Annotated in this window: 17 protein-coding genes; 4 read left to right on the forward strand and 13 right to left on the reverse strand. The window is 61.6% G+C overall.

Features of this window, described 5'->3' with window-relative positions; all coding sequences use genetic code 11:
* The first annotated feature begins 88 nt into the window (after window positions 1–88).
* Window positions 89–481 carry a tautomerase family protein gene (locus tag HB633_RS27755; protein WP_213781370.1) on the forward strand — a complete coding sequence of 131 codons (393 nt, stop codon included), beginning with the start codon at window positions 89–91 and terminating at the stop codon, window positions 479–481.
* On the opposite strand, the gene HB633_RS27760 is transcribed toward HB633_RS27755, so the two are convergent.
* Window positions 478–1,092: a ProQ/FinO family protein gene (locus HB633_RS27760; protein ID WP_213781371.1), complete on the reverse strand. Its 615-nt coding sequence runs from the start codon at window positions 1,090–1,092 to the stop codon at window positions 478–480. The two genes, HB633_RS27755 and HB633_RS27760, sit on opposite strands and share 4 nt — an antisense overlap.
* A gap of 142 nt (window positions 1,093–1,234) precedes the next feature.
* On the opposite strand from HB633_RS27760, the gene HB633_RS27765 reads away from it, so the two are divergent.
* Complete coding sequence (locus HB633_RS27765; RefSeq protein WP_213781372.1) at window positions 1,235–1,912, forward strand: HAD family phosphatase; 678 nt, start codon at window positions 1,235–1,237, stop codon at window positions 1,910–1,912.
* 33 nt (window positions 1,913–1,945) lie between these two features.
* Here the strand turns inward: HB633_RS27765 and HB633_RS27770 are convergent, their stop codons facing one another.
* Window positions 1,946–2,893, reverse strand: coding sequence for a Dyp-type peroxidase (locus HB633_RS27770; RefSeq protein ID WP_213781373.1), 948 nt, complete (start codon window positions 2,891–2,893; stop codon window positions 1,946–1,948).
* A 155-nt stretch (window positions 2,894–3,048) separates the two neighbouring features.
* Window positions 3,049–3,966 carry a LysR family transcriptional regulator gene (locus HB633_RS27775; protein WP_213781374.1) on the reverse strand — a complete coding sequence of 306 codons (918 nt, stop codon included), beginning with the start codon at window positions 3,964–3,966 and terminating at the stop codon, window positions 3,049–3,051.
* A 118-nt stretch (window positions 3,967–4,084) separates the two neighbouring features.
* Here HB633_RS27775 and HB633_RS27780 point away from each other — a divergent pair, with 118 nt between their 5' ends.
* Window positions 4,085–5,194: an alkene reductase gene (locus tag HB633_RS27780; protein ID WP_213781375.1), complete on the forward strand. Its 1,110-nt coding sequence runs from the start codon at window positions 4,085–4,087 to the stop codon at window positions 5,192–5,194.
* On the opposite strand, the gene HB633_RS27785 is transcribed toward HB633_RS27780, so the two are convergent.
* The 9 genes from HB633_RS27785 to HB633_RS27825 all read right to left on the reverse strand — a co-directional run bounded on the left by HB633_RS27785 (window position 5,189) and on the right by HB633_RS27825 (window position 13,253).
* Window positions 5,189–5,692, reverse strand: coding sequence for a DoxX family protein (locus HB633_RS27785; protein WP_213781376.1), 504 nt, complete (start codon window positions 5,690–5,692; stop codon window positions 5,189–5,191). The genes HB633_RS27780 and HB633_RS27785 overlap by 6 nt on opposite strands.
* Entirely contained in the window at window positions 5,685–6,476 is a 792-nt protein-coding gene (locus HB633_RS27790) for a DNA-binding domain-containing protein (protein ID WP_213781377.1), read from the reverse strand. Before HB633_RS27790 ends, HB633_RS27785 begins: the two co-directional genes overlap by 8 nt.
* Complete coding sequence (locus HB633_RS27795) at window positions 6,466–7,389, reverse strand: DUF692 domain-containing protein (RefSeq protein ID WP_213781378.1); 924 nt, start codon at window positions 7,387–7,389, stop codon at window positions 6,466–6,468. The genes HB633_RS27790 and HB633_RS27795 overlap by 11 nt, the downstream gene beginning before the upstream one ends.
* 30 nt (window positions 7,390–7,419) lie before the next feature.
* On the reverse strand, window positions 7,420–7,731 hold the full coding sequence (locus tag HB633_RS27800) for a DUF2282 domain-containing protein (protein WP_213781379.1): 312 nt from the start codon (window positions 7,729–7,731) through the stop codon (window positions 7,420–7,422).
* Between the two features lie 138 nt (window positions 7,732–7,869).
* Complete coding sequence (locus tag HB633_RS27805) at window positions 7,870–8,769, reverse strand: SDR family oxidoreductase (protein WP_213781380.1); 900 nt, start codon at window positions 8,767–8,769, stop codon at window positions 7,870–7,872.
* 116 nt (window positions 8,770–8,885) lie between these two features.
* Window positions 8,886–9,605: a TIGR04086 family membrane protein gene (locus HB633_RS27810; protein ID WP_213781381.1), complete on the reverse strand. Its 720-nt coding sequence runs from the start codon at window positions 9,603–9,605 to the stop codon at window positions 8,886–8,888.
* A 158-nt stretch (window positions 9,606–9,763) separates the two neighbouring features.
* Window positions 9,764–10,906 carry an ACT domain-containing protein gene (locus HB633_RS27815; protein WP_213781382.1) on the reverse strand — a complete coding sequence of 381 codons (1,143 nt, stop codon included), beginning with the start codon at window positions 10,904–10,906 and terminating at the stop codon, window positions 9,764–9,766.
* A gap of 144 nt (window positions 10,907–11,050) precedes the next feature.
* Window positions 11,051–12,220, reverse strand: coding sequence for a zinc-dependent alcohol dehydrogenase (locus HB633_RS27820; protein WP_213781383.1), 1,170 nt, complete (start codon window positions 12,218–12,220; stop codon window positions 11,051–11,053).
* Between the two features lie 94 nt (window positions 12,221–12,314).
* Window positions 12,315–13,253 carry a LysR substrate-binding domain-containing protein gene (locus tag HB633_RS27825; RefSeq protein WP_213781384.1) on the reverse strand — a complete coding sequence of 313 codons (939 nt, stop codon included), beginning with the start codon at window positions 13,251–13,253 and terminating at the stop codon, window positions 12,315–12,317.
* A gap of 98 nt (window positions 13,254–13,351) precedes the next feature.
* On the opposite strand from HB633_RS27825, the gene HB633_RS27830 reads away from it, so the two are divergent.
* Window positions 13,352–14,605 (forward strand): MFS transporter, encoded by a 1,254-nt coding sequence (locus HB633_RS27830; protein WP_213781385.1) that lies wholly within the window; start codon window positions 13,352–13,354, stop codon window positions 14,603–14,605.
* Here the strand turns inward: HB633_RS27830 and HB633_RS27835 are convergent.
* Window positions 14,597–15,484: an alpha/beta hydrolase gene (locus HB633_RS27835; RefSeq protein WP_213781386.1), complete on the reverse strand. Its 888-nt coding sequence runs from the start codon at window positions 15,482–15,484 to the stop codon at window positions 14,597–14,599. The two genes, HB633_RS27830 and HB633_RS27835, sit on opposite strands and share 9 nt — an antisense overlap.
* Window positions 15,485–15,595: the final 111 nt, after the last annotated feature.

The raw sequence follows: 15,595 nt of genomic DNA on the forward strand, positions 1-15,595 counted from the left end.
TCTCCGGTTCTGTCGAAAATTTGGAGTTGCCGCATAATCCAAGCGAGCAACAGCCTTTGCCACGCACTCGACAATGTAAGGATCCGATATGCCTTTGGTCAGAATCAACGTCTCGAAAGAGGCCTCCGCTGAAAGCGTTCAAGCCATCAGCGACGTCATTTACGAATCCATGCTTGCCGTCGCGAACGTTCCGGCGAACGACAAGTTCCAGATCATCACCCGCCACGCGCCAGGCGAACTCGTCTATCCCACGGAGGGATATCTGGGCATTGATTATTCGCCGGGTATTGTTTTCATTCAGGTGACGTGGAACGCAGGACGTTCAGTCGATGTGAAGAAGGCCTTCTACAAAGCGGTTGCAGAAGGCGTTCATCAAAAGGCGGGGGTGCGGATCGAGGACGTGTGGATCAGTCTGATCGACGTCCAGCGCGAGAACTGGTCGTTCGGGAACGGCGAAATGCAGTACGCGCCGGGCGTTTAAGACTCGCTGGGCTCGGAAGCCGCTGCGGGTTCCGCGGGCGCCGCCGGGGCTGCCGTCTGCGCTTTGGCTGCGACGCGGGCGAGGCGCGCTTCCTCGAGCTTCTGCGCGCGAACCGCATCTTCCGGCGACACCCGGCCGGCCTCCGCGCCTGAAAGATCGATGCGGATGGCGTCGGCGCTCATGGCGCTCCAGTAGCGGCTTCCGCGGCACCACACCTTGATGGCATCGCGCAGTTCAGGCTGGGTCAGCTTCAACTCCGCGATATGCGGAATCAGATCCTCGAAAATGCCGATCTTGAGCGGAACCTTTGGCGCCGGATTCTTGGGAAACGCCTCCGGGAAGCGCTTTTGCAGCCGCCCGATATGCACCACGACCGGATCGACCGGTTTGGCGTTGGCCGGCGGTTTTGGCCTGGGCGCTGCCTTCGATACCGGATTTGCGGACTTCGCATTGGGTCTGACGTTGGCTCTGTTATCAGGCCTGGCGTCGGCAGCCGGCTTCCCTTTCGAAACGGCAGCGGGCGTCCGGTTGCGGTCTGCGCGCGCGGGAGCCTTCGTCTTAGCCGATTTTGAAAGCTGATCCCTGAGTTTTGCTAGCTGTTCGAATCCCATTACGTCCGTCCGGGCAAAAAGAACAGGAATTGTAGCAGTCCCTCGGTCTGCAAGCGCTGGGGCAGGTCACACGTGCCTTCACTAAGCCGTGCGCGTCGTGCGGTATCCTTGCCCGTTCTGCGGACCAACACTCTTATCCTCCATGTCCAAGCTTCCTTTCGATGCCGTACTGTTTGACTGCGACGGCGTGCTCGTCGATTCCGAACTCATCACCAACCGCGTCCTCAGCGAGATGCTGGGCGAACTGGGTTGGCACGTGAGTGTCGAGGAAACCATGCGGATCTTTATCGGCAAGGCGGTGAAGGATGAGGCGCCGCTGATTGAAGCGCGCACCGGCGTGCCTCTTACAGAAGAGTGGCTCGTGCAGTTCCGCGAACGACGCAATGTGGCGCTCGAACGTGGGCTGGTCGCTATCGACGGCGCGCTTTCGGCTGTTCAAACGCTGCACCGGACGTTCGATGGACGCATTGCCGTGGCCTCCGGCGCCGACCGGTTCAAGGTCGAGATGCAACTGACGAAGGTCGGCATGATGGAGTACTTCAACGGCCGCGTTTTTAGCGGCCACGAAATGGCGCACACCAAACCCTACCCGGACGTTTATCTGGCGGCAGCCAAGGCGCTGGGCGTCGATCCGGCGCGTTGCGCGATCGTGGAGGACACGGTCACGGGCGCGACGGCCGGCGTGGCCGCGGGCGCCACGGTGTTTGGCTACAGCCCGCGCGAGGAAGGACATAGCGAGCCGAAAGCGCTTCGCGAGGCGGGCGTGGCTCACGTCTTCAAGGACATGGCCGGCTTGCCCGCGTTGCTCGCCCAATGGTAGAGCCGGGCGGCGTGATTTCTCACTGACCGCGAGTCAAGGCTTGCGGTCAGCGAGCTCCTCGAGCAACTCAGCCGATGGAACGAAGAACAAGCCGCCCGTGACCGCGCGGCTATAGTCGAGAAGCCGGTCGTAGTTGCCGGGCGGACGCCCGACAAACATGTTCTGGAGCATTTGCTCGATAGGCTCGGGTGAACTCGCATAGCCGATGAAATACGTTCCGAACTCGCCCGCGCCGGGACGCCCGAACGCCATGTTGTGACGCAGGATCTTCACTTCCTGGCCGTCCTTTTCGATCGTCGTCAACGAGCTGTGCGACGACGAGGGTTTGACGGACTCGTCGAGTTCGACATCGGACAGCTTCTTTCGGCCGATGATCCTCTCCTGTGCCTCGACCGGAAGTGATTCCCACGCCGTCATGTCATGCAGGTATTTCTGCACCATCACGTAGCTGCCACCGGCGAAATCGCGATCCTGATCGCGGATCACTACAAAGTCGAAAGCCTCGCGGCCTCGCGGGTTCTCGGTGCCATCGACGAAACCCACCATGTCGCGCAAGTCGAAATAGCGGAAACCGTGCACTTCGTCGACGACTGAAACGGCATCGCTCAAACGCGCCATCAATTGGGCGGCGAGCTCGAAGCACAGGTCCATGTGGTCCGCGCGGATATGCAAGAGCAGGTCGCCCTGCGTGCCGACAGCGCGGCGGTTGCCGTCGCCGAACTCACGAAATGGATGAAGATTCGCCGGGCGCGGCGCGCCGAAAAGCGTATCCCAGACTTCGGCTCCGAAGCCGAACACGCACGACAGTTCGCCCGTGGGCGCGCGCGTGCCAACTGCACGGACCAGCGCCGCGACGTCGCCGCACAAGGAGCGCACGGTGCCGGCGTTTTCAGCGCCGGCTTTAAGCGTGGCGACGATAAAAATCGCGCTGCGAGTGACGGGATTACAGACGGCCTGTGGTTCTGGAGTGTCGGTGGGCATCGGATGGGGATCTCTGCGCTTCGAGGATTCCGGCGAGGTTGTGGATCGTCACCGCCGGAAAGCTCGGGGTTTCAGGAATTGGTCAAATTTTGTGTCTCACCAAGATTAACGAATTCCTGCAATCGACGCGAGATCTGTCAGCTCAGGACGTGACGTCACGCACCTGCCAATGACGCCCAAACCGTCTCCAGCTCCCGCAACTCGGCGCCAATGAAATCCGCGAATGCCCGTGCAGAAGGTTTGGCGGCGCGTCCGGCGGGGAGCACTACATGAACATCGGCCGATCCCATCTCCCAGTCCGGGAGCACGCGGACCAGCTGGCCGCTCTGCAACTCCTCGAGCATGCCAAGGGCGCCGGACGAAACGATGCCGAGGCCGGCAACCGCCGCGGCCGTCGCGCCCTCGGCGCCGTTCAGGATGAAACGGCCATCGACACGGACCGAGACGGTCTTGCCGTTCTTGGTGAATATCCATCCCTCCATTCCACGGCCTGCCGGCCCGACGATGATCGAAAATCCGGTCAGCTCCGAAGGCGTTTGCGGCGTGCCCGCTTTCGCCAGATAGCCGGGCGACGCTGCGAGCGTCCTGTGCACGACGCCGATCTTCCGCGCCACCGCCGACGAATCCGCAAGGCTGCCGATGCGCAGCGCGACATCGACGGCATCGCCCACGAGATCCTGCTTTTCATCGTTGAGAACGAATTCGATGCGAAGTTTGGGATGTTTATCGGTGAAGCGGGGCATGCGCGGGAGCACGCTTCGTACGGCCGTGGATGTCGACATTGCGATCCGCAGCACGCCGCGAAGCTCGCCCGTGCCGCGCGCCGCGTGATCGGCCTCGTCCAGAGCGGCAAGGATCGCTTCGACTCGCGCCAGGTAGTCCGCGCCTGCCTCGGTCAGCGTGACGGCGCGGGTCGTCCGGGTAAGCAATGCTGCGCCGACCTGTTTTTCAAGCGCGGCGACGATCCGCGATGCAGTCGGCTGCGAAATGCCAAGCTCCCGGCCGGCAAGAGAAAAGCTGCCGGTCCGCGCCACGCGGGCGAACAACATCAGCGAATAGAAGCGGTCGTTCATTCAGAAATCAAATTTAAGTTAGCTAGTTTCTGATGCTACTACGACTTTTTCGCATGAGTTAGGCTCCGTCGGATCGAGGCTTCCATTTCCGGAGGCCTCATCGGAATCAGGAGTTTTGATGTCCCAGACTGCGGCAAATCCGCTTTTTTCGTCCTTCGACCTCGGCGGGCGCATGCTGACCAACCGGATCGTCATGGCGCCGATGACCCGCGGACGGGCCCGGAACGCCGGACTCGTCCCGACGGATTTGCATGTCGAGTATTACCGTCAGCGGGCATCGGCGGGATTGATCCTGACCGAGGCGACGTGGGTCAGCCCGGAGGGCATCGGGTTCATCAATGTGCCGGGCTTGTTCACGCCCGAACAGGTCGCTGGATGGCGCGCCGTTACCGACGCGGTCCATGCGGCGGGCGGCACAATCTTCGCGCAGCTGGCTCATTCGGGATCGGTCTCGCACCCGGATTTCTTCAGTGGCGAGCAACCCCTCGCGCCGTCCGCGATCAACCCGCGCCTCAGGTCCTTCACGGCGGAAGGATTCAAGGCGACGGTCACGCCGCGAGCCATGTCGAAGGATGACATCACGAGAACAATCGATGCTTACCGCGCTGCTGCCAGGAACGCCCGTTCAGCAGGGTTCGACGGAGTTGAAGTGCATGCCGGCACCTTCTATCTATTGCCGCAGTTTCTCAACAGCGTGCTCAACATACGCGATGATGCGTATGGCGGCAGCGTCGAAAATCGCGCGCGAATCGTGCTTGAAATCATGGAAGCTTTGGTAGGCGACTGGAGCCCCGGCCGTGTGGGCGTCAAGATCAGCCCCACTATGGCGATGGGCGGCTTTGCGCCAACCGGCAAGACCATCGCGACCTACGACTACCTCGTCGCGCGTCTCAACGACCTGCCGCTATCGCATCTTCAAGTGGTCCAGGCGCTGAACGACCTTGCCGGCACGCCGGTGGCGGCCTTGCAGGACACCATCCGATACTTCCGGCAGCGCTTCGAGGGTGCGTTGATCGCCAACTTCGGTTTCGACAAGGCATCGGCCAGTCGTGCGATAGAAAGCGGACATGCGGATCTCGTGTCCTTCGGGAAGGCTTTCATCGGCAATCCTGATCTGGTCAAGCGTTTGCGCGAAGACCTGCCGCTGCGCGAATCGGCGCCCGAGACCTACTATCAGGGCGACGCTCGCGGCTATACGGATTATCCGGAAGCCGCGCGCGGGTCATGACCTGAACGACCTGTCACCCAGCAGATAGTCGACGGAAATCCGTCCCGGTCCCCAGGCGGCGATCGCGAGCGCCATGGCGAGCCAGGTCAGGTGAATTGGCCAGCCTTCCGGCACCGTCAACTCGATGATGCAGGTCATCAATATCAAACCGAGCGCGGCGAAGCGCGTGCCGAATCCAAGCACGAGCAGAACCGGAAACATCACTTCACCGCAACCTGACAGGAACGCAAAAACGGCAGGATGGGGGAACGCGTATGGACCGCCCGGGAGGTGCAGCTTGAACTCCTCGGTGAACAGGTCGATAGCGGTATCGTTGAGTTGAAGGAAGCCGTGCCATTTGAGAATGCCGGACTTGTAGAACGGCACGGCGAGCGCAAGCCGCAGCACGAGTTGAACGAGCCACGGCTGCGCGAGCCGCTCGACCAGCCGCCTCGCGGCGCCAATCACCGATACCACCGCGCCCGGGAAGGGAAGTGCTACATCTTGTCGGTCAGACATCTTGTTTGTCTCCAGGTTGAACGGCGGTGAACACGCCGGCCGAGATCATTCCTGCCAGATTGGCGTGGATATCGAAGGCAGGGGCTTCTTCGAATGCGGCGGCGATCGCGTCGCCGAGTGACGCGCCATCGAGAAGACGGCTGAGGAAGGCCGCGCCGCCCGCCGGAAGGCGCGAGACGATCACATCCTGATCCGGGCGCGTGACGAGTGCATCTTCGGGATCGCTCGCACAGAGCGGGGACACGGGACCATCGGTACGGTTCATCGCGAAGATGGCAACGGCGGGGTAAGCCGAGCGCACGATCCGCGTGGCGGGATGCGCTTCGAAACGCACGTCGGCCAGCAATGCCGGATCGATGCACGCCAGCGCTTCAGCCGAAAGCGTGACGCGGTCGGCAGCGTGATACGCGTCTAGCCATGCCCGCTCGATGCGCGCCGTATCCGCGAGCCACGGCATTTCCCGCGCGTACTCGTACGATTCGATGAACGCCGGAAAATGCCGACCGTACTCGAACAGCAACGCCGATGTGGGAGGCGTTTCGCGCACGTGGAAGCGCGCCATTGCCTTGAAGAAATCGGCGCCGGTAATGCGCTGGACCGCTGGATAGATCGCGGCGAGCGCATCGATCAGACTGACCGTGACGTTGTTGCGATACACGTTGTAGCGTTTGATCACGCCCTTGCCATGTCGCGCAACCACGTCTTGCGGCGCGACCGTCGCCGGGTCCGTCAGTCCTGGCGCAAACGTAAAGGCGTACTCGCTCACGAAATTCTCAGAACGCATGATTGATCTCCCGGGAGATCGGCATGGCGCTTCTTTCCATGACTCGCCGCGCCATCTGTGCCTCTTCGCGCAACACGGGCCAGTCGGGAAGCTTGCTGTCCCATTCGATCAACGTGGGCACCGGCCCAATTTTCGATACGACATCTGCATACAGCTTCCAGACCGGATCGGAGACGGCGCGGTCGTGGCTATCGATCAGAAGCAGTTCGTTCTCGTCGTCTTCTTGCTCGCTGTGTCCCGCGAGATGTATTTCGCCGACGCGTTCAAGCGGAAACTCAGCCAGATACGCCGACGCCGAAAAGCCGTGATTGTTCGCCGATACAAAAACGTTGTTGATATCGAGCAGGAGGGCGCAGCCGGTGCGCTGCGCGACCGCGCGGAGGAATCCCGTCTCGCTCATGGTCGATGAAGCAAAGGCCACATACGTTGATGGATTCTCGAGCAGGATCGGCCGTTTGATCGCTTCCTGAACCTGATCGATGTGCGAGCACACCTTGTCGAGAGTCTGCCTTGTGTACGGCAAGGGCAGGAGATCGTTGAAGAACGACCCGCCGTGCGACGACCACGCCAGATGCTCGGATACCAGCGCGGGTTGGTATCGGCTCACCACATCGCGGAATCGTGCGAGATGAACATCGTCCAGCGCGCCCGGGCCGCCAATGGACATGCACACGCCATGAATGGAAACAAGATAGTTTTCGCGAATCGACGCAAGCATCCGATGCGGCGGCCCGCCCGCACCCATGTAGTTTTCGGCGTGGACCTCGAAGAACGCTTCGTTCAATCCATCCGAGAGAATCGCAGCGAGGTGTTCGTGCTTGAAACTAGTGCCGGTCAGCTTCGGCGTATCAGATAGCGCGCGACGGAAGCGGCCTGCATCAATCACCGCGCTTGTCTTCGTGGAATTGTCCATGACCGCTTCCATTCTTGATCGTTCGCGGGATCAGGACTTCATCGGCGTCAGCGAGCCGTGTTCGCCACCAGGAACCTGGATGCTTGCGCACGTTCCGCCTTGTACGAACTTCCAGGAGTTGTGCTGGAAATCCATCGTTGACGTACCTTGACACGTCGTGCCGGGACCGGCGGCGCAGTCGTTTTGCCCCTTCAGTGCAACGCCATAGCACTTCTCTTTATGAGCCGCGATGGCGGCGCTTTCTTCGCCCTTCGTAAGCGGCGCGGCGTGAGCCACCGATGCAAGCAGGCTCGCGACAACGCCAGCGAGAAGGGTGGCGCTAACAGTGGTCTTTGCGGACATTTGAATCTCTCCAGTGGTTGAGGTAGACGGTACCCGTGGCGGGTACGTAATCTATTTCGCCGACTGTCGAGATCCGGTTACAGCGGATTCAATCTTTTTGTTTTTGATTATTGCCGCATGCAGCATTCGTAACAACGCTCAAGGCAAGTGATTGCCGCCCGTCACGCCATAGACTTCGCCCGTCGTAAAGCTCGACTCCTGCGATGCCAGCAGCACATAAACCGGCGCCAGTTCTGCCGGTTGGCCGGGCCGCTTCATTGGTACTTCGGAACCGAATGAGACGATCTTTTCTTGAGGCTGTCCGCCGCTGGGTTGCAGCGGTGTCCACACCGGTCCCGGCGCAACGGCGTTCACGCGAATGCCCTTGCCGATGACTTGTTTCGCCAGCGCATGGGTGAACGCGGTAATGGCGGCTTTGGATGGCGCATAGTCGAGCAGGCTCGGGCTTGGCTGGTAGCTTTGAATGGATGTCGTGTTGATGATCGTCGCGCCCGGCGGCATGTGGGGCAGCGCTGCCTTGCACAGCCAGAACATCGCCAGAACGTTGGTGCGCAGCGTGGCTTCGAACTGCTCGGTGCTCAGGTCGGCAATGTCTTCGACCGCTGTTTGCTTGCCCGCGACGTTCACGAGAATATCGATCCCGCCCAACCGCTCGATTGTTTGCGATACCAGCGACTTGCAGAACGCCTCGTCGCCAATATCGCCCGGAAGCGCGACCGCCTTGCGTCCGGCCTGCTCGACAAAACCCACGACATCGCGCGCATCTTCCTCTTCGCTCGGGAGATAGTTGAGCACGACATCAGCGCCTTCTCGGGCAAACGCGATTGCAACGGCGCGGCCAATGCCGCTGTCCGCGCCGGTAATGAGCGCGCGCCGCCCGGCGAGTCTGCCGAAGCCCTTGTAGCTGGTTTCACCGTGATCGGGCCTGGGGTTCATGTCTGCAGCAAGTCCGGGGGCGGACTGCGGCTGTTTATCGAATTCGGGTTGTGGATACTGCTTGGTCGGGTCCTGCATTGCGTATTGATTTTCGGTGCTCATGCGCGCTCCTTGGCGAATTGATGAACGAATAGTCGTCAGCCAAAGGAACAGCAATGCCCGTTCCATACAAAAAAGGCCGAAGCATTTGCTTCGGCCAGCATCGGACTGCGGGGGGATTACAGCGGTCCAGTGCCTGGACGCACCACGCGGCTGCGTGCGGAGATCGCATCGTTGCCTACTGCCGAGCCGCCTACGTCCTCGTAGGGCGGCTGATGACGGAACCCAGCGCCGCCGGAAACGATGGCGATGATCGCGCCCACGATCAGCGCGGCAAACGAGAACCAGCTTGCACGAGCGACACCGCGTGCAGCGGTATCGGCTGCCTGCCGTGCGTCCTGTTCAGCGTCGGGGCTCGACGCAGCGGATGCCGCCGATGCAACCGCGGCCTGGAGCTGTTGCTTGGCCGAATTCATCATGGACGGATCCGCGTTCGCCTGGTTCGCGGCCGTTGCCCCGACTTGTGCGCTCGTGGCGGCAACGCTGCCAACCGTGCTTACGGCGCTTCCTATCATCGACGTCATGCCGAAGACAATCAAGAGCGTCATGACCGCCCATGAGAGCAGGCCATGCAGCCAGCCGAGCACGGGCGCGCATCGGCCAGCGAAATACGAGCCGATGAACACCGCCAGCACCGTTGTGACGATCACCCAGACGCCGGAGCCAAAACCGAAACCGTGCATGGGATTGGGCTGGGACAATGGAGACAGAAGCGAGGCGCCTATGGCGGCGCCGAGCACACTCATGATGAGATAGACGATGGACGAGAGAATCACGCCAGCGATCACGGAACCCCATGAAAGGCGCGGCAGACCGTCTTGAGTAGTGAGCAGTTTCATAAGTTTTCCTGATTGAACGGAAGCCGGAGCCGTTAGAGATCGTGTTGGTATTTGCACGCGATGGCGTGCCCCATCATGGAGCAAACGCCGTGCCGCGTGTTTCGGCGATCCGGGATTTCCGCTGCAGGAGCCTGGCCGAGGAGGCCAGGGCAACAGGATCAGGCGCTGCCTTCCCCGAGCGCCATGTCGGCCAGCATGTCGGCGGCGAGCGATTCGAGCAGCACGCGCAGCGCATCGATCGACATTGTCCCGGGTACGGCGAGCATCGCCTTGACGTTGAACTGACGTGGCCGCTCGGCCTCGTGCGTGAGATCCGTGCCCAGTTCTTCGATGCTGATATCGTGCGCCGAGAGGCTGGCCGAGAGATCCTGCACGATCCCGGGCCGGTCGGGAGCGCTTAACTCTAGCGATATGCGGCGCCGGCCTTGACCGAGCGGCGGCAGGTCGCTGCGCGCAATTACGACGCGCAATCCCGCGCTCTCCAGATCGCGCAGTGCGGTGGTAAGCGCGTCGGCGTGACGTTGCGCGACATCGAATTGCACCATCCCGGCAAACTGGCTGCCAATACTCGCCATGCGGCTGCCGGTCCAGTTCGCGCCGAACGCTCGCGCGCGTTCGGAAAGCAGATTGACTATTCCCGGACGATCCGCGCCAATCGCCGTGACAACGAGCGTTGCAAGCGGCCCAGTCGGTTCCTCGACAAGATCGATGCGCCGGCGGATGATCGGCGCGCGCGTGGCAAATTGTTCGTCCTGAACGCTTGCCGGCAGCTCGCCGTGTTCGCGTGCGTGGTGCGCCACGCGCAGTAGCAGCGCAAGTCCCATTGGCGCCAGCGCGCGCTCCCAAAGTTCTCGCGCGTTCTCGCCCTTCCTCACGAAGCACCAGTCCTGCGCGGCGATCGCCCCGGCGTCCCAGCCGTGCGAGAGGTGATAGATCGAGCCACCCGCAATGGGGTCGCCTTCCAGAATGGTCCACTCGACCGCTGCGATGCCTCGATGACGCGGCAGCAGCGAAGGGTGATAACCCACGCCACCCAGGCGCGAGCGCGCCAGCGCCTCGTCGCTCACGCGCGCATGCGTGTGCGCGGCGATGATCAGACCGGTGTCTTCGGGAATGGCGCTGCCATCGATATATTTTGGATTTTCGTGGATCACCGTCGGCAAGCCTGCCGCGCGGGCTGCGACAGCAAGGCGGTCATCGGCGGCGGGTGCGACTACGCCGGCAATCTCGATTCCGTCGGCCCGGAACGCTTCCAGCACCGACGCGCCGAAATACCGCGATCCCACGATCGTGCATTTCATTCAGCTGTCTCCCATGCAACATGGTTGATCGTGCGCGTACGCCGAGTTTGGCCGGCGCGCATTATTAAACAAAGTCCACATTGTCATACGAACAGCTGCTCGAATCCACACCGGCGCAAACCCGCCGGCGGGATTGAAATGCCGTCAGGGTTTGATGACTACCTTGATGCACCCGTCTTCCTTGTCGCGGAAGGTCTTGTACATCGCGGGACCGTCTTCCATCGAGACCGTATGGGTGATCACGAAGGATGGGTCGATCTGGCCTTCCTGAATTCGATTGAGCAGATCATCAGTCCAGCGCTTTACATGGGTCTGGCCCATCTTCCATGTCAGTCCCTTGTTCATCGACGCACCGAAGGGGATCTTGTCGATCAGGCCGCCGTAGACGCCCGGCACGGACAGGATTCCAGCAGGACGGCAAACATAGATCATTTCGCGCAGCACGTGAGGACGATCCGACTCCAGCATGACCGCCTGCTTGACGCGGTCGTACATGGCATCGACAGAGCGGGTTGCGTGGGATTCCATGCCGACGGCATCGATGCACTTTTCAGGGCCCTTGCCGTTGGTCAGGTCCTTCAGCCGGTCAAGCACGCTTTCTTCGTCGAAGTTGATGACGATCGCGCCGCCGGCTTTTGCCATGGCCAGCCGTTCGGGAACCCGATCGATCACGACAACATGCTTTGCGCCCAGCAGCACGGCGCTGCGGATCGCCATCTGACCGACCGGCCCCGCGCCCCAGATTGCGACCGTGTCGTCGGGCTGAATATCGCAGTTGACCGCCGCTTGCCAGCCGGTCGGGAAGATGTCGCCGAGAAAAAGAACCTGTTCGTCGGTCAGGCCGTCGGGAATTTTGACGTGCGTGGTGTCCGCCATGGGCACGCGCACGTATTCGGCCTGGCCGCCCGCATAACCGCCGGTCAGATGCGAGTAACCGAAAAGCCCGGCGGTCGTATGGCCGAACACCTTGTCGGCCTTGTCCTTGTTGCGATTACTGCGTTCGCAAACGGAGAAGTTGCCGCGTTTGCACTGATCGCAATCGCCGCAGAAGATCGTGAAGGGGACTACCACCCGATCGCCAACCTTGAGCGCCTTGTTGTCCTTGCCCACTTCAACGACTTCGCCCATGAACTCATGACCCATGATGTCGCCGCTTTCCATGGTCGGCATGAAGCCGTCGAAAAGATGCAGGTCGGAGCCGCAGATTGCGCAGGTCGACATCTTGATGATCGCGTCGCGCCCTTCTTCTATGACGGGGTCGGGAACCGTGTCACATCGAATATCGTGTTTTCCATGCCAGCGCAGCGCTCTCATTTGTAACTCCTGAATAATCGTGGGCCAGGTTCCGTGAACACCGTCCATGGGTTCACGCCCGGCACGACAATTCAGCAATACCTATACCTTCGGGCTATCTGTCCACCGTTTCGATGTCTTCGGCAAGCGTGGAAATCCCGCGTTCGGCCAGCACCTCGTCCAGCGAGGCACGCAAGACTTCGATAGCGCGCATCAGCCGGCCGGGAAGGGAGCCATGCACGAACCAGACATCGACGCCGGTGCGAAAGTCAGTGGTATCGATGATCTGCAGCGACAGCCGATGCGAACTTCGTTCCAGCATGTCCGGCGTGACAAGCCCGATACCCAGCCCGCGTGCGACAAGGGACAGTTGCAGCTCGGAGCCGAACGCTTCGACTGCAACATTCAACGGCAGCCCCGCAGCCTGCAGCGTGCGACTCAATACCGAGCGCATTCCGCAGCCGTCCTGATTGAGCACCCATTCATAGCGGCTCAGCTCGGCCAGCGTCACCGGCGCTTCGGACAGACCGAGGGAGCGCGCCGCGACAATCACCGTGGGCACGAACGCGAGGCGTGTTGCGTGCAACGTCTCGGGCGGCGAGAAGCCAGGTGGCATCAGCACGACTGCTGCATCGAGGGACGCGCGTTCAACGCTTTGCACGAGTGCCGGAGACCAGCCCGCTGTGACACGTAGCGTCAGTCGCGGAAAGACGGAGCGCAGTTGATCAACGGGTTTTTCGAGCGCGACCTCGCCCAGAAAAGGCGGCATGCCGATCCGCAGTTCGCCGGAAGGTTCGCTGTCGAGCGACGCCACCGACAGCAGGTCGTCCACCGCACGCAATACGGTCCGCGCCAGCGCATAGACCTCGTTGCCCGCCGCCGATGGCTTGAGCGGCTTGCTTTGCCGTTCGAGTAATTCCACGCCTAGCATGGATTCGAGGTTTTGCACGCGCCGCGTCAAACCCGGTTGCGTGAGATGCAGCTTTTCCGCGGCGCGAACCATCGAACCACTGTCGACCACGGCAACAAACGCCTGCAAATCTCGCGTGTTCACAAATATATCCGCATAATCATTATCAACATTTTTCAATTGTCGCATAATGATCTCGCCGATAGGATGTTTCTCTGATCCAGTCCAGAGACTTCCCTTCGATGATTCCAACAGCAGAAACGACCGCTCGCGTGGCGCCGGCGCCCGAGCCGGACGGCGCTCATACGCTTACCGTTCCGATGACCGTGTTCTTTGCAACAGCGGTCGGTGTGATGGTGATGAACCTGTTTGCCGCGCAAACGCTGACGGGAGCAATTGGCCTCAGCCTGCATCTCGCGCCGCAGTATGCCGGCCTGGCAGCCATGCTGCCGCAACTCGGATATGCGATCGGACTGGTGCTGCTCGTGCCGCTATGCGACCTGCTGGAAAATCGCCGTCTTATCGTCTACACGCTGGCGTGCGGTGCCGCGTTTCTCGCAATCGCGATGCTCGCCGAGTCGCGCGTCTTGTTTCTCGTCGCCGTTTTGCTCGCCGGCGTTGCTTCCAGCGCAATCCAGATGCTGGTGCCGATGGCCGCTTCAATGGCGCCGGAAAGCCACCGTGGCCGCGCGGTTGGCAATGTCATGAGTGGCTTGATGCTCGGGATCCTGTTGTCGCGTCCTGCCGCAAGCCTGATAGCAGGTACAGTCGGTTGGCGTGCTTTCTATGGCCTGGCTGCATTGACCGACGCGCTGGTCGCTGTCGTCCTGTATCTGAAGCTTCCCATGCGCACGCCGGGCAACCAGACGTCTTACTCCGCACTTTTATATTCGCTCTGGACGTTGGTGCGCACCGAGCGCGTGCTGCAACGCAATGCGGCATCGGCGGCGCTGGTCATGGGCGCGTTCAGCGCGTTCTGGACAGCGATCGGGCTCCGGCTTGTCCAGCCGCCATTCAGCTTCGGCATGGACGGCATTGCACTGTTTGCGCTCGCCGGGGCAGCCGGTGCGATCGTCACGCCGCTTGCCGGCCGCGCTGGCGACCGTGGATGGAGCCGCAAGATGTTGTCCGCCGGCCACCTGACGATGCTTGTCGCGCTCGCGGTGATCGGCGTGGCGGGCGCCGGTTGGGCAGGCTTTTCGGCGCAGGCTCATCCGGTTATGGCTATCGCGACGCTCGTTCTAGGCGCAGCAGCGCTCGATGCCGGCGTGGTAACCGACCAGACCCTGGGCCGCCGCGCGATCAACCTGATGGACCCGGCTGCGCGCGGAAGACTGAATGGCCTGTTCGTCGGGACGTTTTTTGTCGGCGGTGCGGTAGGGGCAGCGCTTTCCGGCGCTGCCTGGGCAATGGCCGGCTGGACTGGCGTCTGTGCCGTGGGATTTGCGTTCACCGGCTTCGCATTCGCGCTGCGGATAACCTCCAGGTCACCATGAACGGACTTCGAGAATCGCAGTGGCGAACACGTCCGGCGCTTCCTGTGGAAGGTTATGACCGGCGTTCGGCACTACGCGGTTCTCGTGACGGCCCGTGAAGCGCTTCAAGCCGGCCTGGCTGCCTCCTGGGGGACTGACGCCATCAGCGTCTCCTTGAAGGGTGATCGCCGGGACAGTGATCGGTGGCAGGGCCGCCAGGCGGCGCTCGATGTCATCGAACTGTGGATCGCCATCGACCAGTCCATAGCGATGCCGGTACGAGTGGATGACGACATCGACGAAATCCGCGTTGTCGAACGCGGCGGCCGAGCGCGCGTAGGTATCGTCGTCGAAATGCCAGGTTGGCGACCACAACGACCATAAGAGCCGGCAGAACTCCCGACGGTTCTCGGTCAGCCCGGCACGGCCGCGCTCGCCATGAAAATAATACTGATACCAGAGCCGATACTCCTTCTCCGGACTTTCCGGTTGCCCGGCAATGGACAGGTTCTGGATGTTGTACCCGTTCACCGATACCAGACCGCGCGCTCGCGAGGGGTAGAGCGCCGCCACGATGCAGGCCGCGCGGCCGCCCCAGTCGTATCCGCCCAGCACGGCTTGTTCGATCTGAAGCGCGTCGAGCAGCGCCAGCAGGTCGGCCCCGAGCGCTGCCTGCTGGCCCGATCGAAGTGTCGCCGGGTCAAGAAAGCGCGTGGACCCGTAGCCCCGGAGATAGGGCGTCAAGACCCGTGCGCCTTGGGCGGTCAGGCGGGGCGTGACGTCGTCGTATGTGTGGATATCGTATGGGAAGCCGTGCAGCAAGACGACCGGCCATCCGTTCGGATCGCCTTGTTCGTCGTAGGCGATATCAAGCAAGCCGGTTACGATGTTTTTCAGCATGACGCCGTCCTGAGGATGGTTCGTTTCAAAGGGATTCCCATGATGCGCCGAGGAAGGATATCGAGCACGTGGCCGGCGGGCAATCCAGATAAATTCCATGTTCGCGTTAGA

Origin of the sequence: Caballeronia sp. dw_276 (genome assembly GCF_018449635.1) — a bacterium.
GTDB lineage: Bacteria > Pseudomonadota > Gammaproteobacteria > Burkholderiales > Burkholderiaceae > Caballeronia.